Origin of the sequence: Dyella caseinilytica (genome assembly GCF_016865235.1) — a bacterium.
Lineage (GTDB): Bacteria > Pseudomonadota > Gammaproteobacteria > Xanthomonadales > Rhodanobacteraceae > Dyella_B > Dyella_B caseinilytica.
Map to the genome: position 1 here is coordinate 4,551,741 of NZ_CP064030.1, position 19,997 is coordinate 4,571,737.

Annotated in this window: 13 protein-coding genes; 4 read left to right on the top strand and 9 right to left on the bottom strand. The window is 60.0% G+C overall.

Annotated features, from left to right (window positions below; genetic code table 11):
- Window positions 1-63: 63 nt before the first annotated feature.
- The 3 genes from ISN74_RS19930 to ISN74_RS19940 all read right to left on the bottom strand — a co-directional run bounded on the left by ISN74_RS19930 (window position 64) and on the right by ISN74_RS19940 (window position 3,882).
- Entirely contained in the window at window positions 64-1,152 is a 1,089-nt protein-coding gene (locus ISN74_RS19930) for a hemin-degrading factor (RefSeq protein WP_188795721.1), read from the bottom strand.
- 18 nt (window positions 1,153-1,170) lie between these two features.
- The gene (locus tag ISN74_RS19935) at window positions 1,171-3,498 is read right to left on the bottom strand and encodes a TonB-dependent hemoglobin/transferrin/lactoferrin family receptor (protein WP_188795729.1); all 2,328 of its coding nucleotides are present in this window, start codon (window positions 3,496-3,498) and stop codon (window positions 1,171-1,173) included.
- A 192-nt stretch (window positions 3,499-3,690) separates the two neighbouring features.
- Window positions 3,691-3,882 carry a hypothetical protein gene (locus tag ISN74_RS19940; protein ID WP_188795731.1) on the bottom strand — a complete coding sequence of 64 codons (192 nt, stop codon included), beginning with the start codon at window positions 3,880-3,882 and terminating at the stop codon, window positions 3,691-3,693.
- Window positions 3,883-4,230: 348 nt separating this feature from the next.
- Between ISN74_RS19940 and ISN74_RS19945 the strand changes: the two genes are divergently transcribed.
- The 4 genes from ISN74_RS19945 (at window position 4,231) to ISN74_RS19960 (ending at window position 12,060) form a co-directional block, all read left to right on the top strand.
- A complete protein-coding gene (locus ISN74_RS19945; protein ID WP_188795734.1) occupies window positions 4,231-4,812 on the top strand; it encodes an RNA polymerase sigma factor in 582 nt (193 codons plus the stop codon).
- Window positions 4,812-5,819, top strand: coding sequence for a FecR family protein (locus ISN74_RS19950; RefSeq protein ID WP_188795736.1), 1,008 nt, complete (start codon window positions 4,812-4,814; stop codon window positions 5,817-5,819). Before ISN74_RS19945 ends, ISN74_RS19950 begins: the two co-directional genes overlap by 1 nt.
- A gap of 366 nt (window positions 5,820-6,185) precedes the next feature.
- Complete coding sequence (locus tag ISN74_RS21260) at window positions 6,186-8,711, top strand: protease pro-enzyme activation domain-containing protein (protein ID WP_188795745.1); 2,526 nt, start codon at window positions 6,186-6,188, stop codon at window positions 8,709-8,711.
- A 187-nt stretch (window positions 8,712-8,898) separates the two neighbouring features.
- The gene (locus ISN74_RS19960; protein WP_188795747.1) at window positions 8,899-12,060 is read left to right on the top strand and encodes a TonB-dependent receptor; all 3,162 of its coding nucleotides are present in this window, start codon (window positions 8,899-8,901) and stop codon (window positions 12,058-12,060) included.
- Window positions 12,061-12,088: 28 nt separating this feature from the next.
- Here the strand turns inward: ISN74_RS19960 and ISN74_RS19965 are convergent, their stop codons facing one another.
- From ISN74_RS19965 to ISN74_RS19990, 6 genes are all read right to left on the bottom strand, one after another.
- Window positions 12,089-13,408, bottom strand: a complete 1,320-nt coding sequence (locus tag ISN74_RS19965; protein WP_188795749.1) for a histidine-type phosphatase — start codon at window positions 13,406-13,408, stop codon at window positions 12,089-12,091.
- Between the two features lie 31 nt (window positions 13,409-13,439).
- Complete coding sequence (locus tag ISN74_RS19970) at window positions 13,440-14,429, bottom strand: YncE family protein (RefSeq protein WP_188795751.1); 990 nt, start codon at window positions 14,427-14,429, stop codon at window positions 13,440-13,442.
- Window positions 14,430-14,553: 124 nt separating this feature from the next.
- On the bottom strand, window positions 14,554-17,448 hold the full coding sequence (locus ISN74_RS19975; RefSeq protein WP_188795752.1) for a TonB-dependent receptor: 2,895 nt from the start codon (window positions 17,446-17,448) through the stop codon (window positions 14,554-14,556).
- 163 nt (window positions 17,449-17,611) lie between these two features.
- Entirely contained in the window at window positions 17,612-18,961 is a 1,350-nt protein-coding gene (locus ISN74_RS19980) for a sensor histidine kinase (protein WP_188795754.1), read from the bottom strand.
- A complete protein-coding gene (locus ISN74_RS19985; protein ID WP_188795756.1) occupies window positions 18,948-19,625 on the bottom strand; it encodes a response regulator transcription factor in 678 nt (225 codons plus the stop codon). The genes ISN74_RS19980 and ISN74_RS19985 overlap by 14 nt, the downstream gene beginning before the upstream one ends.
- Before the next feature lie 189 nt (window positions 19,626-19,814).
- The gene (locus ISN74_RS19990) at window positions 19,815-19,997 is read right to left on the bottom strand and encodes a hypothetical protein (protein ID WP_188795758.1); all 183 of its coding nucleotides are present in this window, start codon (window positions 19,995-19,997) and stop codon (window positions 19,815-19,817) included.

Below are 19,997 nucleotides of genomic sequence, written 5' to 3' on the forward strand. Positions count from 1 at the left end.
TTTGATGAACGTTCGGGGCGAACAGGCAACTGCACGGACGCGAAGGGAGATTCGTAGCATTGCTTACGCATTAGTGCGCTCCATTCTGGGCAAGCTGTCCGCCAGTGCGCGCCAGGCTTTCAATTCCGGGATGCCGGGCTTGCGCTTGCCAAAGATCTGCAGGATCTGTCTGCCGCGGGTATCGTAAAGATCCAGCGACGTGACCGGGCCTTCCGGTGTCGGCTTGCGCACGACCCAGCTCTCGGCGACATGGTCTTCGCGCAGATGCAGGTTGAAATCCATGTCCATCACGTTGAGCCACGGACCCACGCGCTTGATGGTATGCACCGGCCCTGTGTGGATCTGCACCACACCGGGCGAGCCGACGAAAACCATGATGGGCAAGCCGCTTGCTGCCGCACTTTCCAGCACTGTACCAATCGCCTGATTGTCGACGCGCTGCGCGAACTCGGCACCGGCGACGCGCAAGGCCTGCGTGCGGGTGACGTGATGTTTCCTCAGCAAGGCGAAGAAATCGTGCGGATCACGCATGGCACGCCAATCTTCACGCAGAGATGGCGCATCCACTTCATGATCCTGCCGTAATTGCGGCAGTGGATCATCCACCGCGGCAAGCTCGAGCAACGGCGATTGCACGGCGGCGCTGTAACGCCCGATCAGACTGTCCCACGCTGCGATGTCGCTATCGTCGGTACGGTAGATCTTGTGCACAGCCTGTCCATCGGCATCGAAGAACTGCAGGCTGTGCAACAGGCGGCCGCGCGATGTTTCCTGTACGGCGAAACCATGTTTCCAGCGAGTCAGGAACAGGCGCAGGTCGATGGCTTGATCCAGCACCACGCCCATCGATCCACCGATCTCGATGTTCGCAAACGTGCCTTTCTTTTCGTGCACGCAGCTGTCATTGCGTGTCAATACCATCACGCGCCCCAACGCCGGCAACGCGCGCAGCAGGTCGGGCCACGGACCTTGCAGGCGTGTGACGCCTTCACCGCAGCGGCTTGCCACCACTTCGCCTTCGCTGACGCCGATGCATTCAGCCAGATCGCGTGCGCGCAAGTTGGGCTCGCTTTCGCGCAGGCGTTGCCACGCTTCGCGCACTTCCAGTACCGGCATGGCGATGGCATGCACGGATGACGATTCGTTCGACATGAGTCACTCCTTCCTTACTCAATAGGCGATGCGAGCGGCGAGACTGAACGTGCGACCGGGCATGGTGAAACGATCCGCGGGCAGGCCGCCGGTGCCGGCATCGTTCAAGCCGTTTCCACTGATCAAGTTGCCCAGTGCACCGCTGTTGAGGTTGCCCCAGTCCCAATACTTGCGATTGGTGAGGTTGCTGATGCCTGCGTAGAGATCCAGATAATCGGTAGGCGAGTAGTGTGCGTAGAGATCGAGCTTGCCGTAACCAGGTGGCCGAAAAATGGTCGGATCACTCAGGCCGGTGTGTCGACGCACGGCTGTGCCGATCAACTCGGCGCCCCAGTTGTCCGCGTCGTAACTCACGCCCGCGACAAGCTTGGCCGGATCGACCGTATTGAGCGGGGTGTAACCGGTATCACCCGGCTGGATAAGCCGGCCCGTCGCCACCGCGGCACTGCCCTTCAACGACCAGCCCTTCAGCACATCACTGAAATGTCCCAGCTGCAGCGCACCCGTCGCTTCAAAGCCTTTGATATAGGCTTTGCGCGCGTTCACCGCCTGGAAGAACTCGTTGTAGAACGCACCCGGTGAGATCTGATACGCCCACGCAGGTACCGCGCTCGGCGCAAGTGCGTAACCGGACCAGATGAAGTTGCGATACGCGTTGTAATAGCCATCGACATTGAACCAGCCGACGTCACTCTTGCCACGCACACCAAACTCCGCCCCGCGGCTCGTTTCCGACCGCAGATTGGGATTGGGCAGATAGGCGATGTTGATGCCTGCCACCGGCTGCTCGTTCCACGCGCCAGCGATTTCGCTGTAGAGCGGCGGGCGGAAGCCGTAATCGAAATTGGCGTAAGCGCTGAGTGCATCGGTGAAGCGCCAGATCACACCGAGTTTGGGCGAGACATGGTTCTGCTCGAAATTGTTCTGTACGAAGCCGTTGTTGTACTTCAGATACAACGCGTCGTTGTCCGGCTTGTATTCGTAGCGATCAGCGCGAACGCCGGGCGTGATAAGCAAGTGGTCACCAAACAGGCTGATCTCGTCCTGCCCGAAGACCGAGTAGCGATACGTCGCGCTGTCCGGGATCAGGTGCAAAGGGTAGTTGCCGGGCATGAAGGCGTCGCTGCTGCCGGTTGCGCCGGTCAGCGTATTGATGCCGTAACCATCCACGTTGGACTGCGCGGTAGTGCGCGACAACTCGACGCCGTAGCTGATCGTCTGGCTGACGGGACCGGTGTCGCCAAGATGCTTGGTCGCCACCAATTTTCCGCCGAATACTTTTTCCTGCAGCGGCAAACTGTCGAAATAGCGGTCGATCGGTCCGTAGGTGGTCTGGGTATGCGTGCGCGTGAGGCTTTTCTGCCAATACGCGTTCCAATCCAGCGTATCGGCCAGCACGCTGTTCAGTTGCGGGAACCACTGCCCCACACTGGCGCGCACGCGCATGTTCTCATCCTGCGAGTTGTAGTAAGCCGGCGTCACGCCATACGCTGGCACCAGCTCCGATAAGCCATCGGTGCGCGTGCGCGTCTGCGAACCATCGACAATGAAACGGTCCGTACGTCCGCTATCGGCGGTGTGCACGTACTTGCCGAGGAAACTGTTCAGATCGTAGGTTTGCGGATCGGCGCGCGTGCGCGTGTTGCCGACACCACCGACATCGCCCATGTCCTCGGTTTCATGACCAGCGCGATGGTTGAACACGAACAGGATGCCGTTGCGCTGATCGCCGCCGGCCATGGTCGCGGTGGTGGCGAAGCTGCGATCCGCGCCGTCGTACTGTTCTTTCAATGAGGTGTAGACATCTTTGCCAGGGCGCAGATAGTCGGCCGGATCTTTGGTGATCAGGCTGACCACGCCTCCCAGCGCATCGGAGGGATAAAGCGCCGATGACGGACCGCGCACAATCTCGACCTGCTTGATCTCATCCAGATCGAGGAAATTGCGCCCCGCACGGAAGCTTCCACCCGCCACATCCGCACCGAACGAATCCGGCAGCGATACACCATCGATCTCGATGCGCGTGCGATTGCCCGACAGGCCACGGATGTTGAAGCTATCCAGGCCGAAGCGTCCTGCCGTACCAATGGCCGATACACCCGGCTCGTACTGCACCAGATCGCGGATGTTGGTCACCAGGTGCCGATCCATCTGCTGCCGGCCGATCACCGTGGTGGTGCCCGGCACGTTCAACAGTACCGAAGGCGTGGACGCCGAGACCTGCACGCCCGGCAACTGGGTGGTGTTGTCCTGGGATGGCACGGGCGTCGACGGCGCGTCGGCGGCTTGTACGGAAAGCGTCAAAGCTGCCGCGATAAAAGCGGCCAGCGGGGTGAAGCGCAGCATATGTATGTGTTCCTTTGCCTATGCGTGATGACACGCGGCGTTGCTGGCAAAGGCGGCGCGGGGAATGCGCCTGGTGCTGGCGGCCGTGCGGACATGCGTCCGGGGTAAAGCGCTACCGTGGCTGGTGGCGCAACAAATGAGAATCTATCTCATTCGCAAATTCCTGTACAGGGCCTTGGCGGCTCCCGCTACTTACTGATCGCTGGAATGGATCAGGGAGAGTCCGACACTCGTCAGTTGCAGGGCACGGTCTTCTGCTTTCTGCACCAATCCCAGCGCAAGCAGACGATCTGCCAGCGGGTCCGGCACGGTCGACGACCGGCCCTCCGCAACCCGTTCCAGGCTGGCAAGGTCAATGCGATCGAGTTGTTCGGAGAACTTCACGGTAAGAACCTGCTCGCGTCATGGCTGTTGCGTAGCTTGCACCGAAATCTGTGACAGCTTTTTTGCCGATGATGAAGCCCGCGCCAGCACGAATATCATTGTTTAAACAAAGCAATCGTCCGCGGCTATATCCGTCATCACAGGCAATTCCATCCATGATTTGGTGTCGCTGCGCCACACGAATGGGCAGCCACGACCGAGGCAAGCTCGCTTGCGACAAACTGACGGTAACCCTGCGCGCCTGAATGCTCTCCTGCGGAAAGTTCGCCAGCCCTATGACAGATTCATTGCATACGGCCGCCTTTTGCTGCACATTCGACCGGGTGCGGTGAGGGTGAATAGCTGGGGATGGAGAACAAACGGGAGAGTGCGTCGATCGTTCCGTTGCCGGAGTCTCCGGCCCTCGATGTACGCGCCAATGCACAGAATTTCGATGCGTTTATCCGCAGCCAGTTTCGTGGACTGGTGCAGTTTTTGCGCGCCCGGACGGCATCCGAGCAGGATGCAGAGGACGCGGCGCAGGAGAGCATGGCCAAACTGCTGCGCTACCGCGAATCGGAGCCGCCGTCGGCCTGGAAGCAGTTGCTGTATCGCATTGCGGTGAACGTGGCGCATGACCAGTTTCGGGTTTCCCTGACCCATCACCGCAAGGAACACGTCGCACTGGATGCGCTGGATATTGCCGCCACCGAGCACACACCAGAGCAACGTGCGGTTTATGAGCAGCAGGTTGCCCGCCTGTCCAAGGCCATCCTGGAGCTCCCTCCCAAGTGCCAGCGGGTGTACTTGCTCAAGCGCGCGCATGACCTGAGTCATGCGCAGATCGCCGAGCGCTGCGGCATTTCGGTGAAAATGGTGGAAAAACATCTCGCTACCGCACTGGCCCAGCTGAGGCGCAAGGTAGGAGATTCGTCGGAAGAACCGTTTTAATGAACATGGACAGGCGGCAGACAAACAGGGACATCACGCTAGGCTCGTATGACGAGGCCGAACACTGGTTCGTGCGCTTGCTTGAACCTGACTGCCCTGCCGAACAGCGGGAAGCATTCGAGCGCTGGCGCGCAGCCGATCCGGAGCACGCCGCCGCCTATCGCGAGATCCAGTTGCTGTGGAAGCAGAGCGAGGATGCGATCAAGGATCCGGCGGTGATGGCGGCGGCGAAGCGCGCATTGCAGCCGGAGCCGCAGGTACGTGCGCGAAAGCGTTGGTTTGTTCCCGCCCTGGCCGCTGGCTTTGCCGCGCTGCTTCTGGCGGTCGCACTACCGCGTTGGCTGGGGGCGCCGGCGGACCCGGCCGGCACCGCGTACGCAACGGTTGCCGGTCAGGAGCAGACCGTCACGCTGGCGGATGGCTCATCCATCCTGCTCGATACGGATACCAAGGTCGTGGTGCGCTATAGCGAACGCACGCGCCGCGTCGACCTGTTGCGCGGGCAAGCGCAATTCTCCGTGCAAGGAAACCATGCGTGGCCATTCGTCGTCCATGCGGGTGCCGGCACAGTGACTGCGGTCGGCACGCAGTTCCAGGTTCGCCTTGATGATGAGGTGACCGATGTCGCACTGCTCAAGGGCAAGCTCGCCATCGCGGCACAAGCCCCCAATGGCGGCACGCAGGATGCTTCGTTGGTGGGCGGCCAGGGGCTTTCCTACGATGCAAACGGGCAGATCACCCCGATACACGCGGTGGACATGCAGCAAGCACATGGCTGGACCAGCGGCCAGCTGTTTGTCCACAACTGGCGTCTGGCTGACCTGATTGCCGAAATGAATCGCTACAGCAACACCAAGCTGCAGCTTGGCGATGCTTCGCTGGCGAACATCCGTGTCAGCGGTGTTTTCCGTACCAGTGATCAGCAGACGTTGTTGCTGTTGCTGCAGCAAGGTTGGTCGATTCGCGCACAGCGAATCAACGGCACACAGATTCAGTTGCTGCGTTAAGCCAACCAAAGACTCCACTTACCTCAGTGTCATTCCGGCGGAGGCCGGAATGACACTGAGGACATATGCAGTTTCTCGAAATGCTCTCCGCAGCGAGACGACCGTGCGATTTCACGAATGACCGCACAAAAATGAAATCCGTCACCACTCGCAGGTGGGGTTTTCGCAAACATTTGCGTCTTACTCATCAGCGACACCGCAGCGCATGCGACGGACAGGGATCGTAGGGGACGTCGTTCGCTGAGCAGCTTCGAGGGTCGCTAGACACGCAGTGATTCAAGAGGCCGCATGACAGCGGCCAACACTAACGCATGGGGCTTTCGAGCCGCATAGGGTTCGTTTGTCCCCAAACAAGGGAGTTCACTCATGTCGAGTCGTTTTGGTTTTTCGGGGAATCGTAAATTGCTTTTGCCAGCAGCACTGTCGCTGGCGCTGGTTTCGTTGTCGGCACATGCCGGCGATACCTGGGTATCGACCCGCACGCACGCGGGCATTCAAAACAACAACGGCAGCAAATTTTCCACGCTGGTGATGACGGGTCATCCATCGATCGAGGCCTCGCAGATCATGCCGTTGGAACAGAGCAGGAAGCTGCACGTGGAAGTCAGCTTGAACCTGCGCAACGTGGATGATTTGCAGAGCTTTCTGCAAGCCGTGAACCAGCCTGGCAGCGCCAGCTATCACCAGTTCCTGACGCCTGCTCAGTTCAAGGCGAAGTACGCGCCGACCGATGCACAGGTCCAAGTCGTGGTGGCGCACCTGAAAGCATCCGGCTTCACCAACATCAAGGTGGCGTCAAACAACATGCTGGTGTCGGCCGACGGTACGGCATCGAGCGCGAATGCGGCGTTCAACGCCAACATGAAGACCTTCAGCTACAAGGGCAAGGCGCACTTTGCCAACGCATCCGACGTGACCGTGCCGCAGACGCTGGGTGGCATCGTCGATGGCGTGCTCGGTCTGCAGGATTACGCGCGTCCGCATGTGATGTCCCATCGCATCAGCAGCGACGCCGCCAAGGCGCAGGCGTCTGGCACGCAAGTGGGCCACAACCCGACGGACTTCGCGTCGATCTACGACGCAGGCAGCACGTCGACCGCTTCGAATACGGTGGTCGGCATCATCACCTGGGGCGACATGTCCCAGACCATTTCCGACCTGAACACGTTCACCAGCAACAACAACCTAGCCACGGTGAACACCTCGACCGTCGCCGGTGGCAGTGGCACGCTGGCCAATGATGGCGATCCGTCGGAGTGGGATCTGGACAGCCAGGACATCATCGGCGTGTCCGGCGGCGTGAAGCAGCTGATTTTCTACGCCGCGATCAACGGCGATGCCCAGGACAGCCAGCTCACCGACGCGAACATCACCGCGGCCTACAACAAGGCGGTGACGGATAACGTTGCCAAGATCATCAACGTCTCGCTGGGCGAAGACGAAACCGCGGCGAACAACTCCGGCACGCAGGCGGCCGACGACAAGGCGTTCGCGCAGGCCGTGGCGCAGGGCCAGATCTTCTCGGTCGCTGCGGGTGATGCGGGCGTGTACCAGTGGTCGAGCGATCCGACCGAAAGCGCACCCGGCTATGTCGCCAATTCCAGCGGCACGGTGGAAATCAATCTCAGCCATTACGGCGTGAGCGAACCGGCCAGTTCGCCGGATGTGGTCGCTGTCGGCGGCACCACGCTGAGCACCACCAACACCACCACCTGGGCTGGTGAAACGGTGTGGAACGAAGGTCTGGCGCAGATCGATCCGCAAGGCCAGAACAACAACGGCACGCCAGACGACAACGAGCGCCTGTGGGCAACCGGCGGCGGCATCAGCCTGTTCGAAACAGCGCCGACGTGGCAGACCTCGGCCCTTGGCTCCTCGGTGACCAAGCGCGAATTGCCGGACGTGGCGTTCGATGCCGCTTCCAGCACCGGCGCGTTGATTGTCATCAACGGCCAGGCCAACCAGCAGGTTGGCGGCACAAGTCTGGCTTCGCCGCTGTTCGTGGGCATCTGGGCACGTATCGAATCGGCCAACAACAATTCGCTCGGACTGCCGACCCAGAACATGTACACCTACTTCCCCAAGGACACCACGCCGCTGCATGACGTGACCTCGGGCAACAACGGTTACAACGGCTACGGTTACAACGCCGCCACGGGCTACGACAACACCACCGGCTGGGGCAGCCTGGATATCAGCAAGCTCAGCGCTTATGTCACCAAGTATTGGGGCGGCTCCGGCAGCACCGGCGGCGGTGGCACCACGCCCACGACGGGCAACCCGGTCGCCAACTTCACCGATACAGTGAGCGGCCTGACGGTGAACTTCAGCAACAGCTCCACCGATACCGGCGGCACCATCAGTTCCTATGCCTGGAATTTTGGTGACAGCAGCACCTCGACCTCGGCCAGCCCCAGCCACACCTATGCAGCCGCAGGTACTTACACGGTCACCCTGACGGTGACTGACAGCACCGGTGCGGCCAACACCAAGACCGGGTCGGTCACGGTGACCAGCACCAGCAGTGGCGGCGGCAGCAGCAACGGCGTGTTCAGTAGCAACAAATCCGTGGTGATCAACGACAACGCCACTATCACCAGCAGCATCGCGGTGACCGGGGTATCGGGCAATGCGCCGTCAAACCTGAAGGTGCACGCCAGCATCACGCACAACTGGTCGGGCGACCTGACCGTCGAAATCATCGCTCCGAACGGCGCCTATGCCGTGCTGCAGAACCCGGACTATGACAACGATGGCAACATCAACACCACCTGGACGGTGAACGCCTCCTCGATATCCGCCAACGGTACGTGGAAGCTGAAGGTGATCGACAACGATCCGGAGTACTACGGTGACTACGGCACGCTCAACAACTGGAGCCTGACGTTCTAAGCATATGCTTTTTCAGGCGCGCAGGGACGCGTGCCATGGAGTACAAAGCCCGGCTGTCATGGCCGGGCTTTTTTTATTTGGAAAGGGCGTATGGGCATGCCCTATGATCGACCCAAGCCGGCGAGACAGCAGGCATCGAGATGACAGGGGCACACCGCTGGGGAAAGATGGGAGGCAGCAGCTAAGCATGTTGGGCGGTATTCGTCCAAGGCTTGTGCGCACGTTCTGGCGTAAGGTCGTGCAAGACGCCGGTGCGCGCGGATATCTGCTTTGCCGCACCGTCCGTTGTGCGGGCGTCACCCCGTGGGTGCTTTCCGCTGCATGCCTGACGGGGGCGGCGCCGTACGCGCGGGCTTACGATACGCCCGCTGCGCTGCATACGTATGCCATCCGCCCAGGCAACCTGCGCGACGCACTGGACGCGTTTGCTGCGGAAGGCAACATCCAACTCGTCTATGCACCGGAACTGGCCGAGGGTAAGGTCACTGGTGGTGTGTCCGGCCGCTTCGCCCCCGGCGATGCGCTGCGGCAGCTGCTGGCCGGAACAGGCGTGACCTGGACGACGGTGAATGCCACCACCTTCGTGCTGCAACGGTCACCCACCTTTCATCCACCCGCTGCCAGACCGGCGGTTGTCGAAACTTCTGTCGCTATCCCTACGCAGACACTCCGTCCCGTAAATGTCAGCGGCTCGCTGATCGGCAACGCCGCGATCCAGACCGCAACGCCCACTTACACAATCACGGCCGACGAGATCAAGGCGCGTGGCTTCAACAACATCTCCGACGTACTGCAAAGCTCGGTGCTCGCCACCGGCTCGGTGCAAGGACCGCAATACGCGGGCACGTTTACCCAGGGCGCGCAGACGGTCAGCCTGTTCGGCCTCAGCCCTGAGTTCGCGCTGATTTTGGTTGATGGCAAGCCGCTGGCGAATTTCGGACCGCTATACAACGGCACCAACAACTTCACCAACATTTCCAATCTGCCGATCAGCATGATCGATCATATCGACGTGATGCCGGGCGGCGCCTCGTCGATCTACGGCTCGCAAGCCATTGGCGGCGTCATCAATATTGTGACCCGCGAGCATCTGGACGGTGGCGAGATATCAGTGCGCGCGGGGGGATATTCGGATGGCGGCGGTGCCAACCAGCGCCTGAGCTTTGCGTACGGTCATGATTTCGGCGCACTGCGTGTGCTCACCGCAGGCGAGTTCGACAATGCATCGCCAATCTGGGGTTTTCAACGCCCACTGACCATCGGCAGCAATTCGGGTCCGGCCGGCAGCACCGCGCCCAACGTCCAGGCGCAGATTCTCAATTACGGCACCTTTGGCAGCAGCGCATTCACCGGCTATCCGTTGAGTTATCTCGATCCACCCGCAGGCTGCGACACACGCCTGTTCGGCGGCACCACCACGCTGATCAACAACACCAGCCCCCTGCCCGGCCAATATTGCGGCTCGAACAAGCAGGTGGGCTATGTCACCTACAGCAATCAGGCTCGCAGCTACGACGGCATGCTGAAGCTCGACTACCGGGTCAGCGATTCCCTGCGGCTTTATGCAGACGCCCTGCTGGACTGGCAGCAGCAGCGTTGGTATCCCGGCTTGCCCACTTGGACGCCGGCCGATTATCCCCATGGGTCTATCGAAGACGCGACCAGCGGCGACATTCTCAAGCTGGTGAAAACTTTCGCGCCCGAGGAAATGCCCGGCGGCTTGGTGGAACAGATGTATCGGCAGCAGGATCTGCTTTATCAGGCCGACATCGGTGCCAGTGGCCAGTTGGGAGAATCCGGCTGGAACTGGGATATCTATTACGTGCGCTCCGGCGATCGCACCGACGTGGTGGAGCCATTGTGGATCAGCACGTCGGTCGATCGGTTTTTCAGCCGTATCCTTGGACCACAACTGGGTACCGACCCCGCGAGCGGTGTGCAGCTTTACAACCCAAACTACCAGGCGTTTTTCCAGCCGGTGACGACCGCGCAATACAACAGCTTCAGTCAAAACCTCAACGAATTCAGCAACACCTGGATCAACGACACACGCGCTACGCTCAGCAACGCTTCGCTGTTCGCACTGCCCGGTGGCGATGCAGGCTTTGCGGCCATCATCGAAGCAGGTGGCGAAGCGTGGTATCAACCGGTCGATCCGCTGCTTGCACAGAACGAGGTATTCCAACATGCCGGTACCGGCGGCGGCGGTCAACGTTCGCACGCTGCTTCAGCGTTCGAGTTAAACCTGCCACTGTTGAAATCGCTGACGCTCGATTTGTCGGGACGTTACGACCACTACGCGTTGGACGAGGGCAGTGACAATCATAAGTTCACGTACAAGATCGGCATCGAGTTTCGCCCGCTCGACAGCTTGCTGTTCCGTGGCAGCTACAACACGGCGTTCAAGGCGCCGGATCTTGCTTCCATCTTTCTCGGACCCACCGATTACTACGCGCAGATCACCGATTACTACGCATGCGCGCAGGCGCACAGTGCCACTTGCGGCAGCAAGTATCAGTACTACGTGAAAGGCATAACGCTGGCCAATCCCCAACTACAACCCACCTCAGCGCAGAACTGGTCGCTGGGCTCGGTATGGTCACCGTTGGATGGTTTCAGTATCAGTGTCGACTATCTGCATATGGCTATCCGCGATGAAGTGGTGCAGCAGGACCTCGACCTGCTTATGCACACGGACGCGCAATGCCTGCTCGGCCAGCTCAATGCTGATTCAGCCGAGTGCAGGGCAGCCATCGGCCAAGTGCAGCGCATGACCAACAATGGTCCGGTCAACGATGTGACGACGTATTACGCCAACCTCACTGACGAAACGATCCGTTCGTTCATCAGCAGCGCGCGTTATCGCTTCACGCCTTTGCATATCGGCAGCTTCGTCGTGCAACTCGATTACAACGACATGCTGGGGCACACCTACCAGATTGCGCCCGGCCAGCCACCCATCAACCTGCTGGCCAATCCGTTGTACAGCACCGAATTCAAGAGCGCGGTCAGTGGCAGCGTGACCTGGACCAGCCCGGGTGGCTATTGGACCAGCACCGTGTACGGCCACCGCTACGGCCCTTCGCCGAACTATGCCGCACAGATCAATGGACCGGGCACACCAGGCGCGGGGCCTCTGCCTCCGTGGATCACTTTCAATGGCAGCGTGAGCTACCGGCCCACGCGCAACCTTGAGTTCTCGCTGCTGCTCAACAACATCGCCAACAAGATGCCCCCGGTCGATCCGACCTATACCACCTATCCTTATTACAACGTTGAGAATTACAACGTGTACGGCAGGGAGATCATGTTGCAGGCGGATCTGAAGCTTGGCGGTGCGGCGCACTGAGCCTTCTTGCGCGGATAGCGTTGCCCGGTCAGTGGCTTTTCGTTAATCCGCTACGCTGCTGCACAAGATCGCTCAACCGGTCGAGCGGGCAGTCATAACCAGCACTCGCGTCGCTGCAGCCGGGAATAAAAATCGGTGCCATCGAGGGTGGATGCGCCCGATCAAGGGTCGTCGTATTGCGCATCTGATCCATGCTTTGGGCGACGTAGTAGGCACGCACGACATATTGACCGCTTTGTTTTCTGTGCCGCAGCTCGAAGACCAGCGCACCACCCGGCGATGTCGGATCGGCCGGCTGCTCGGGTAGCAACCAATGCAAATCCAGCATGCCTGCCAGGGTTTCGATGTTGGTGTCATGGCCGACGAGAAAAACAATCTTCGCTTTCGCCGGACCTATGGCCTTGTTCGATATGTCCGCACCCGCAGCTTGTTGCAGCGTTGCCAGTATCCCCTCGGCCAGATCACTGGCGTACGCGCTCGCCACCTCGGGCGTACGCAGGCTGATATCGCTGTAGAGACTGTGCAAGGCAATCAGCTGTCCCAGCTGCGCGGGTGTGATGCGCCCCCATGCCACGTCTGACATGGGCATGCCTTCGGTGTATTCCAGATAGAAGTTTTCGGCGAACGTGCTGGCGTTATGCAGCGGGGATTTGATGCTCAGCAATCCATCGTCTTGCGCTGGTGAAATCGATGAAGCCTGATTTTTCAGCCACTTCCTGTCTTTGACCAGCGAAGGATCACACGCCGTTGGCTGACAACCGAACAGGGTCTGCTGCATCAACTCCAGCGAACTGGCGTTTGCGAGTGCAAGTCGGCTGGGATCGCCGCCGATGCGCCCAAGCACGGCCGCTGCGGCGAGCGCACGATCCTCGTCGGTCGCCTGCGAGAAGTCGTGAGCGAACAAGGCTTGCGGTCCTTTTTTGGGCGACGCACGAATGTCGACGTCGCAACCTGGCTCGAAACCCATCATCAGGCCACGCGCCGATTCCAACGTGCGCTGCTCATCATCGGCCAACACAAACAGCGTGTTGTTCGGCAAGCAGCCTTGGATGGGAAGTAACCCGGCGTTCGCATAGTAGTCGCGATACCAAGCACCCATGATGCGCATCAATTGCTTGCCGTGTGGTGTCAGATAACCCGGCGGCACCGGCCACGCGGGCCAAGGCTTGGTCGCGAAGGCATCGAGCGCTCCGGGCTGCGCGGTAGGCGAACGTACACCGTGACGGCTAAGCACCAGGACCCATTGCAGATCGCTCTGCTCCGGCTGCTCGCCGGCAGCAGCGCTGCAACATCCGAGCAATACGGCAAGGGCGCAAAGTAGCTGTGGTAGACGCAAGCAGAAAGTCATGCGCATCGATCTCCGGTCGACCTTCATGCAATCAATGTGTGCCAACGACGAGTACGCCAAACGTGCCTTGCCCGTTGACCGTGACGTCCGGTGCGGCCAGATACACCTTATGTTGCTGGCTATCCACCGCCATCGTGCGGGCGCCCTTGGCGGTGGCAACATTCGCCACCACTGCGTAGTGATCGGCATCATCCTGGCGGATTACGGTGAGGCTGCCATCGGCATTCGAACTGAATATCGTGCCCGAGACGCTGTCGTAGGCCGCCGCATCCGGATCACTCCCGATGGGCAACGAAGCCACACGATGCCCGTCATCCGCATCCAGCACGACCAACTTTTGGTTGGCGCAAGCGGAGAACAGGCGGCGATGCTTGAGATCGATCGCCAAGCCCGTCGGACCGTCACACGGCGCCAGTGACCAGGTGTTCACCACTTTGCCGAGCTTTACGTCGATGTCCGCAATCTGGGACGTGTTTTCCAGGTTGACATAGATATGCCCGCTGTCATCGGTCACTGCAAATTCCGGCTTGCCCGGCAACGCGACCGTCGCTGTTTCTTTTTCAGAGACGGGATCGATGACACTGGCATTGTTGCTATGCCCATTGAAGGTCCAAAGCTTGGCCGATGCCTTGTCGAACAGCATCGCATCGGGATCCTTGCCACTGATTGCGATAGCTGGAAGAGGCTTGAGCGTCGCCAAGTCCATCGGCATCACGCTATCGGCATGCCCATTGCTGACGTAACCACGATGCTGCTCCGGCACGATCACCACACGATGCGCGCCGTTTGCACCGGTGACCTCGCCGGCGAGTTTTCCCGTCTGCGTGTCCATCACCATCACGCGGTTGCCTCGTGCGATGTAGAGCCGCTGCCCATTCGCATCCAGCGTCAGATAATCCCACTTGCCTGCCCCACCCAAGGGATAGCGCTGCAGCACGCCGTAATTTGCCGCCAGTGACGCAGCCGAGCATGCTGTGGAAATAACCAATGCGCCGATAATGATGGGCAGAGCTCGCTTCATGTTGTCGTCCTTTTTGTTGGAAGTGCAGATAGGCATGCGTGTCGGCTAAAACCGCCGCCACCGCTTGCCGGGAACGGAGACAAATCCGCCCGGCAAGCGGCGCGGAGGCACCGGAAACAAATGCTTAGAAATGGAGGCGGATGCCCGCCGTGAAGGTCTGATCGTAGAACTCACGCTGGACCGGGCGGTCGTTGGCCGCCGTTTCAGTGAAGCGCAGCTTGGTGTTGGTCAAGTTCTTGGCCCCGAAGTAAAACGAGATGGTCTCGTTCAACGCATAGCTGGCGCCGAAATCCAGCGACGTGCGCGCGGATGAATATTGATCCGCGTAGATGCTGGACGGCGTGCCATTCGCGTTGGTGTACAGCGGGCTGCCAACGGTGAACAGGTTCTTGCTTTCGTAGTAGGCACCCAGGTCGATGCGCAGGCCCATGTAGTCGTAGGTCAGCGTCAGATTGGCCGTATCCCGTGACGTCGAAGGCAACAGCGAATACACACCGGGATGAATCTCGATACGCGAATCCACATAGGTGTAGTTGGCATTGACGCCTAGCCCGCTCAGCGCGCCCGGCAGCCAGCGGAATCGGTCGACGTACACCAATTGCGCACCGCGTGCGAACGCGGAGGAGATGTTCTCGAAGCTGCTGAAAGTCACCTGCGTGCCTGGCGAGAACACATCCAGCGCGCCAACCGGATTGGTGAGGGTCTCGATATTGCCGGTCTGTACGATGTAATTGGTGAGCTGCTTGTCGAACAGGCCGGCGTAGGCGAGGCCGCCTTCAGGCAGGTAATACTCCAGCGACAGGTCGAAGTTGTCGCTATAGGTCGGCTTCAGGGTCGGATTGCCCTCGGTGACCGTGTCGTTGACGTCATCGATCTGCGTGGATGGCGTGATCTGCTGAAAGCCCGGCCGTGCGACGGTCTTGGAATAGACGGCGCGCATGATCAGGTCGGCATCAAACGCGTAGCGCGCCTGCAGGCTGGGAAACAGGTTGCCGTAGTCGCGCGTGATGATATTGGGCGATGCGCTGACCAGATTACCGTTGCTGGTGATGATGTTCAGGCCTTCGTACTGGGCGTCGGTCTGCTCATAGCGGGCGCCACCCAGCAGGCTCAGCTTGTCGAATGGCTGGAATTCGTATTCGAAGTAGCCTGCGTAGATGTTTTCGCTGTCGTGCCCGTAAGCCTGCAGATTAGCGAGGACGTCGCTGGCCGTGTTCTCGGTAAACAGCGCCGGATTCGTGTTGAACTGATTGACGATCGACTGGGTGTTGATGTTGTAGCCGTTGTTGTACGAGCCATCGTAATAGGTGACCGGCTGGCCGGTGGTATACGCCGACAAGGCATCGGCCGGCGGCACGTAGTCGAAATTGGTCTGGCTGTTATTGCGGTTGCGCAACCGCGCGCTCACGCCGAATTTGACGTACTCGTCATCGTTCTGGGTAAACAGCGAAGTCGGAATGGTGACGTTGTCCGCCGCGCTGTACTCCATGTCATGGTCATGCTCGGTGCCGTTGCTGAAATCGGTCAGCGCATAGCCTTGCGGACTGGCCGGATTCTGTCCCTGCACCACCGAATAAGTCGGGTAGTTCGGATTGCTGATGTTGTCGTAGGCGACGATGGACTGGCCTGAACCATCCGGATTCGCGGGGTTGGGCGAACTGTTGGTAAAGGTGCTGCCGTAGTCGAAAGGTTTGTTGTACGAACCAATCGACAAGGCGAAGTTGTAGTCCGTGCGCCAGCTGCCGAAGTTGTTCTTGCCGCCGATCATCGCCACGCGCGAGTCGATCATTTCCTTTTCCAGCGTCGATGCTTTCTCATAGGTTGCATCGTCGATCAATCCATTCGGATTGTTGGGATTGACGACCGGCGCGCCGGCGAATTCCAAATACAACTTCTGCACGTTCTTCGACTCGGTGTAGCCAGCGTCGAAATAACGTGCGTACCACTTGTTGTCGTCATCGGGCTGATAGTCGAACTCGAAACCGTAGCCGTGACGGGTGCGCTGGTAGTTGTAATAGCGTTGATTCAAATCGGCGAAGGCTTTGTCCGGCACACCGGCCCCCTGCTGATCCACGTAGCTTTCTTCCAGGTCGTCGATGCCGCGACGATCCTGGTAATAATTCATGGTGTAGATGAAGCTGAAGGGCTTGTAGTTCGCGCTGGGGCCGAAGCGCAGGCCGCCGGTCATCTCGTAATCCTTCACCGGCGTATCACGGAGATTTTCCAGACCGGTGCCGAGTTGCAGATCGAGAAATTGATCGCGATCCTTTGGTATGCTTTTGGAGGTGATCTCGATCGTGCCGCCAAGCGCTTCGGCATCCTGTTCGGGCAAATTGGTATTGGTCACCGTGATGGCGCCGACCAATCCCGACGGAATCGAATCGAAGGCCACCGCCCGTCCACCACCGGTTGGCGTGGACACGTTGCTGGGCATCAGGCGCACGCCGTCGAACGTCGTGCTGTTGAGGTCCGCGTCCAGACCGCGGATATTCACGAAGCGGCCTTCACCCGTATCCGTTTCCAGTGAAATGCCTGGCAAGCGACGTACTGCTTCGCCAGCGTTGACATCCGGCAGGCGTTCGATAGCTGCCGCCGGCTGCACGAAGATCATGTTCGGCGCCTGCTGCTGCAAGGCGCGCGCTTGCGCATCCGCGGTGGTAGGCGCTGTGACGTTGATCTGATCCAGAGACTTCACGGCCGCGCCCAGCGCGAAGTCTTCCACAGCGGGATTGTTGCCTTCGATCGTGATCTTGCGCAGCAGCGGTCGCTGTCCCTTGATGTTCACGATCAGCGTATACACACCAGGCGCCAGGTTGGGCAGCACATAGTTACCGTGTGCATCCGTAGTGGTGGCCGCACGCGTTCCCCGCACTTCGATGCGCACGCCGGCCACCGGTTTGTGATCTGCGGCCATTTCGACATGCCCGCTCAAGGCGACCGTATCGGCAGCACTCGCCATTAACGGCAAGGCAAGTACCATCAAGCCCAATCCAAGCCTGCACGCTTGCGCCAGTGACATGTCCCGCACCCTCGAATCGTTGAGATGACGGCAGGCCTGTTGGTACCTGCCTCTGTTCGGGGCACGTTAGATTTCGGGCATGACAGTCAGAATGCAGCTTGCATACGAATCGGTAAGCTTTAAGGCAACAGCGCGATGAACGGCGGCGCAAGATGTTTCGCCATCATGCGAATTGCATCTGCACGGCCAGTCCTGGCTGACGATCGGACAGCGCGAGGGGAACACGATGCAGGTCGGCAATGGCGGCAACCAGGGCCAATCCCAAGCCGCTGCCTGGTGACGTGCGGCTGCTGTCCAGGCGAACGAAACGGTCGAATACGCGTTTGTGCTCGTGGACGGGAATGCCAGGCCCATCATCCGCGACGCATCCCACGGCACCACTCTCAGATCCGTTCAGCGACACGGTGATGCAGGTTCCGGCCGGCGTGTGGTGAATCGCGTTTTCGATCAAGTTGGACAGCATCTGCGTGAGCAGCGCGCGATCGCCTTTGAAAGCCACGCCGGGCTGCACGCTGGCATTGACGGCGTGACCAGTTTCCTCGGCGACAGGTCCATAGACTTCTGCCATCGATACGAACAATTCAGACAGATCCACGGACGCGAAACCCGCCTGCCGCTCGCGTGCCTGGATGCGCGAGATACGCAACAATGCGCCGAAGGTTGCCAGCACATTGTCGACTTCATGGATCGATTGTTCGATCGCGATGCGCTGAGTGGCGGCATCTTGTTCTGCGGTGGTGGCCGATTCCAATCGCTGTCGCAGTCGCGTAAGCGGCGTTCGCAAGTCATGCGCAATGTCGTTCGACACCTGCCGCATGTTTTCCATCAACGTGTGGACGCGCTCGAGAATGCGATTGAGGCGTCCGGCCAACCGTGCAAACTCCACGCCGCCACGCTGAGGACGCAAAGGCCCCGGCGCTTCGCCAGTCACAATGCGTTCGGCCCAGCTGCTGAGCCGATCGACGTTCTTGATGAAGAAATGGCCCGCAATGCCACCCGATAGCAAGGCAAACAACATGGCAAAGCCAACGCTGAAGTAGAAATAGCGTGCCAGATTTTCGTCGAGTTCGCCGATATCGCGATTATCCCGTCCGACGGTGAGCCATCTGCCGTCACCAAGCGGCGTGACGTAGAGATCAACTTGATGTGCATGTCCCTTGTGGCGACCGTGGGCGCCGTGAAACGGTACGCGTTGCCACCCTGGCTCGGTCGGCCGATAGAGGAGGTTGCCGGCGATCCGCTGTCCGTTCGCATCGGACAGCAGTACATAGTCCGGCCCCACCGGCAATACGTTCACCCGCTGGCGAATCTGCGACTCCAGCTCGCCCACGCGCGCAGCTTCTCGCAGGCTGGCCGTTTCCACTTCCACGGCGGTGCGAAGCTGATCGGCAACGTAAGTGTGAATCTCACGCCATACCAATCCGAACAGTGCAGCGACTACGATCGCGAACAGCAACGCTTGCAGCGCGGCGACGCGAAACGTTGCCGTCTGTATGAAATTAATCGGGCGCACGCAGGCAATACCCCGTTCCGCGAATAGTGTGCAACAAAGCCACGCCGTAACCGCGGTCAATCTTGGCGCGCAGACGGCTGATATGCGTTTCCACCAGACTCGTCTGCGGATCGAAATGGAATTCCCACACGTGTTCCAGCAGCATGGAACGCGTGACGACTTTGCCCGCCTGCATCATCAGGTATTCCAGCAAACGGAATTCGCGCGGTTGCAGTTCGATGACCTGCCCGTCACGGCAGACTTCCCGGCTGATCAGGTTCATGTGCAGATCGCCCACGCTTAGCCGCGTGGACAGATCGGCTAAGGGCGGTCTGCGTGCGAGCGCACCGACGCGTGCCTTGAGCTCGTTGAGCGCGAAGGGCTTGCCAAGGTAATCGTCCGCACCGGCTTCAAGTCCCTCCACGCGCGAATCGGCTTCGCCTAGCGCGGACAGCATCAATACGGGCATCTGCTTTCCCCGCTGGCGCAAGTTGCGCACCAGGGAGATGCCGTCTGTATGCGGCAGCATGCGATCGACCACGAGCAGGTCGTATTCACCGTTCATGGCCATCTGCCAGCCCATCGCGCCGTCGACGGCGCAATCGACCAACTGGCCTGCGCTGGACAGGCTGGTCCTCAGATAGCTCGCGGTTTCATGATCGTCTTCCACCACCAGGATCTTCATCCTGCCCTCCCGCCCCATCAGATCAAACCGCGGACTGCCGGAATTCGGCCTGGCGCAGCGTGGCGGCGAGTGTTGCGCCGTTAATGCGGCAATCTGATGACAACCGTGGGGAACGCTTTCCGAAACGGGATGCGTGCGACCGCGCCCCGGGCATCAACGGGGCGCTGGATCAAGAACGCTTAGGTGGTATCAGCGCGGAACGCGCAGGCTGGAATCGCGCAACGCCGCTTCATGTTGCAGCTCGTCGTGTGCGGCAACGTCTTCGGTATCCAGTGCGCTATGACCGGGACGGTGCATGGCGCCTGGGGAAGCGGGCGTTTCGTTGACGCCTTCCTTGTCGATCGTCGTCTCGGCGGTCGGCTTCGTGCTCAT

Bases quoted from the DNA above. Each gene is read 5' to 3' on its own strand.
- ISN74_RS19935 (WP_188795729.1), bottom strand. From the start codon at position 3,498: ATGCTGCGCTTCACCCCGCTGGCCGCTTTTATCGCGGCAGCTTTGACG.
- ISN74_RS19930 (WP_188795721.1), bottom strand. From the start codon at position 1,152: ATGTCGAACGAATCGTCATCCGTGCATGCCATCGCCATGCCGGTACTG.
- ISN74_RS21260 (WP_188795745.1), top strand. From the start codon at position 6,186: ATGTCGAGTCGTTTTGGTTTTTCGGGGAATCGTAAATTGCTTTTGCCA.
- ISN74_RS19945 (WP_188795734.1), top strand. From the start codon at position 4,231: ATGGAGAACAAACGGGAGAGTGCGTCGATCGTTCCGTTGCCGGAGTCT.
- ISN74_RS19975 (WP_188795752.1), bottom strand. From the start codon at position 17,448: ATGTCACTGGCGCAAGCGTGCAGGCTTGGATTGGGCTTGATGGTACTT.
- ISN74_RS19970 (WP_188795751.1), bottom strand. From the start codon at position 14,429: ATGAAGCGAGCTCTGCCCATCATTATCGGCGCATTGGTTATTTCCACA.
- ISN74_RS19960 (WP_188795747.1), top strand. From the start codon at position 8,899: ATGTTGGGCGGTATTCGTCCAAGGCTTGTGCGCACGTTCTGGCGTAAG.
- ISN74_RS19990 (WP_188795758.1), bottom strand. From the start codon at position 19,997: ATGAGCACGAAGCCGACCGCCGAGACGACGATCGACAAGGAAGGCGTC.
- ISN74_RS19950 (WP_188795736.1), top strand. From the start codon at position 4,812: ATGAACATGGACAGGCGGCAGACAAACAGGGACATCACGCTAGGCTCG.
- ISN74_RS19965 (WP_188795749.1), bottom strand. From the start codon at position 13,408: ATGACTTTCTGCTTGCGTCTACCACAGCTACTTTGCGCCCTTGCCGTA.
- ISN74_RS19985 (WP_188795756.1), bottom strand. From the start codon at position 19,625: ATGAAGATCCTGGTGGTGGAAGACGATCATGAAACCGCGAGCTATCTG.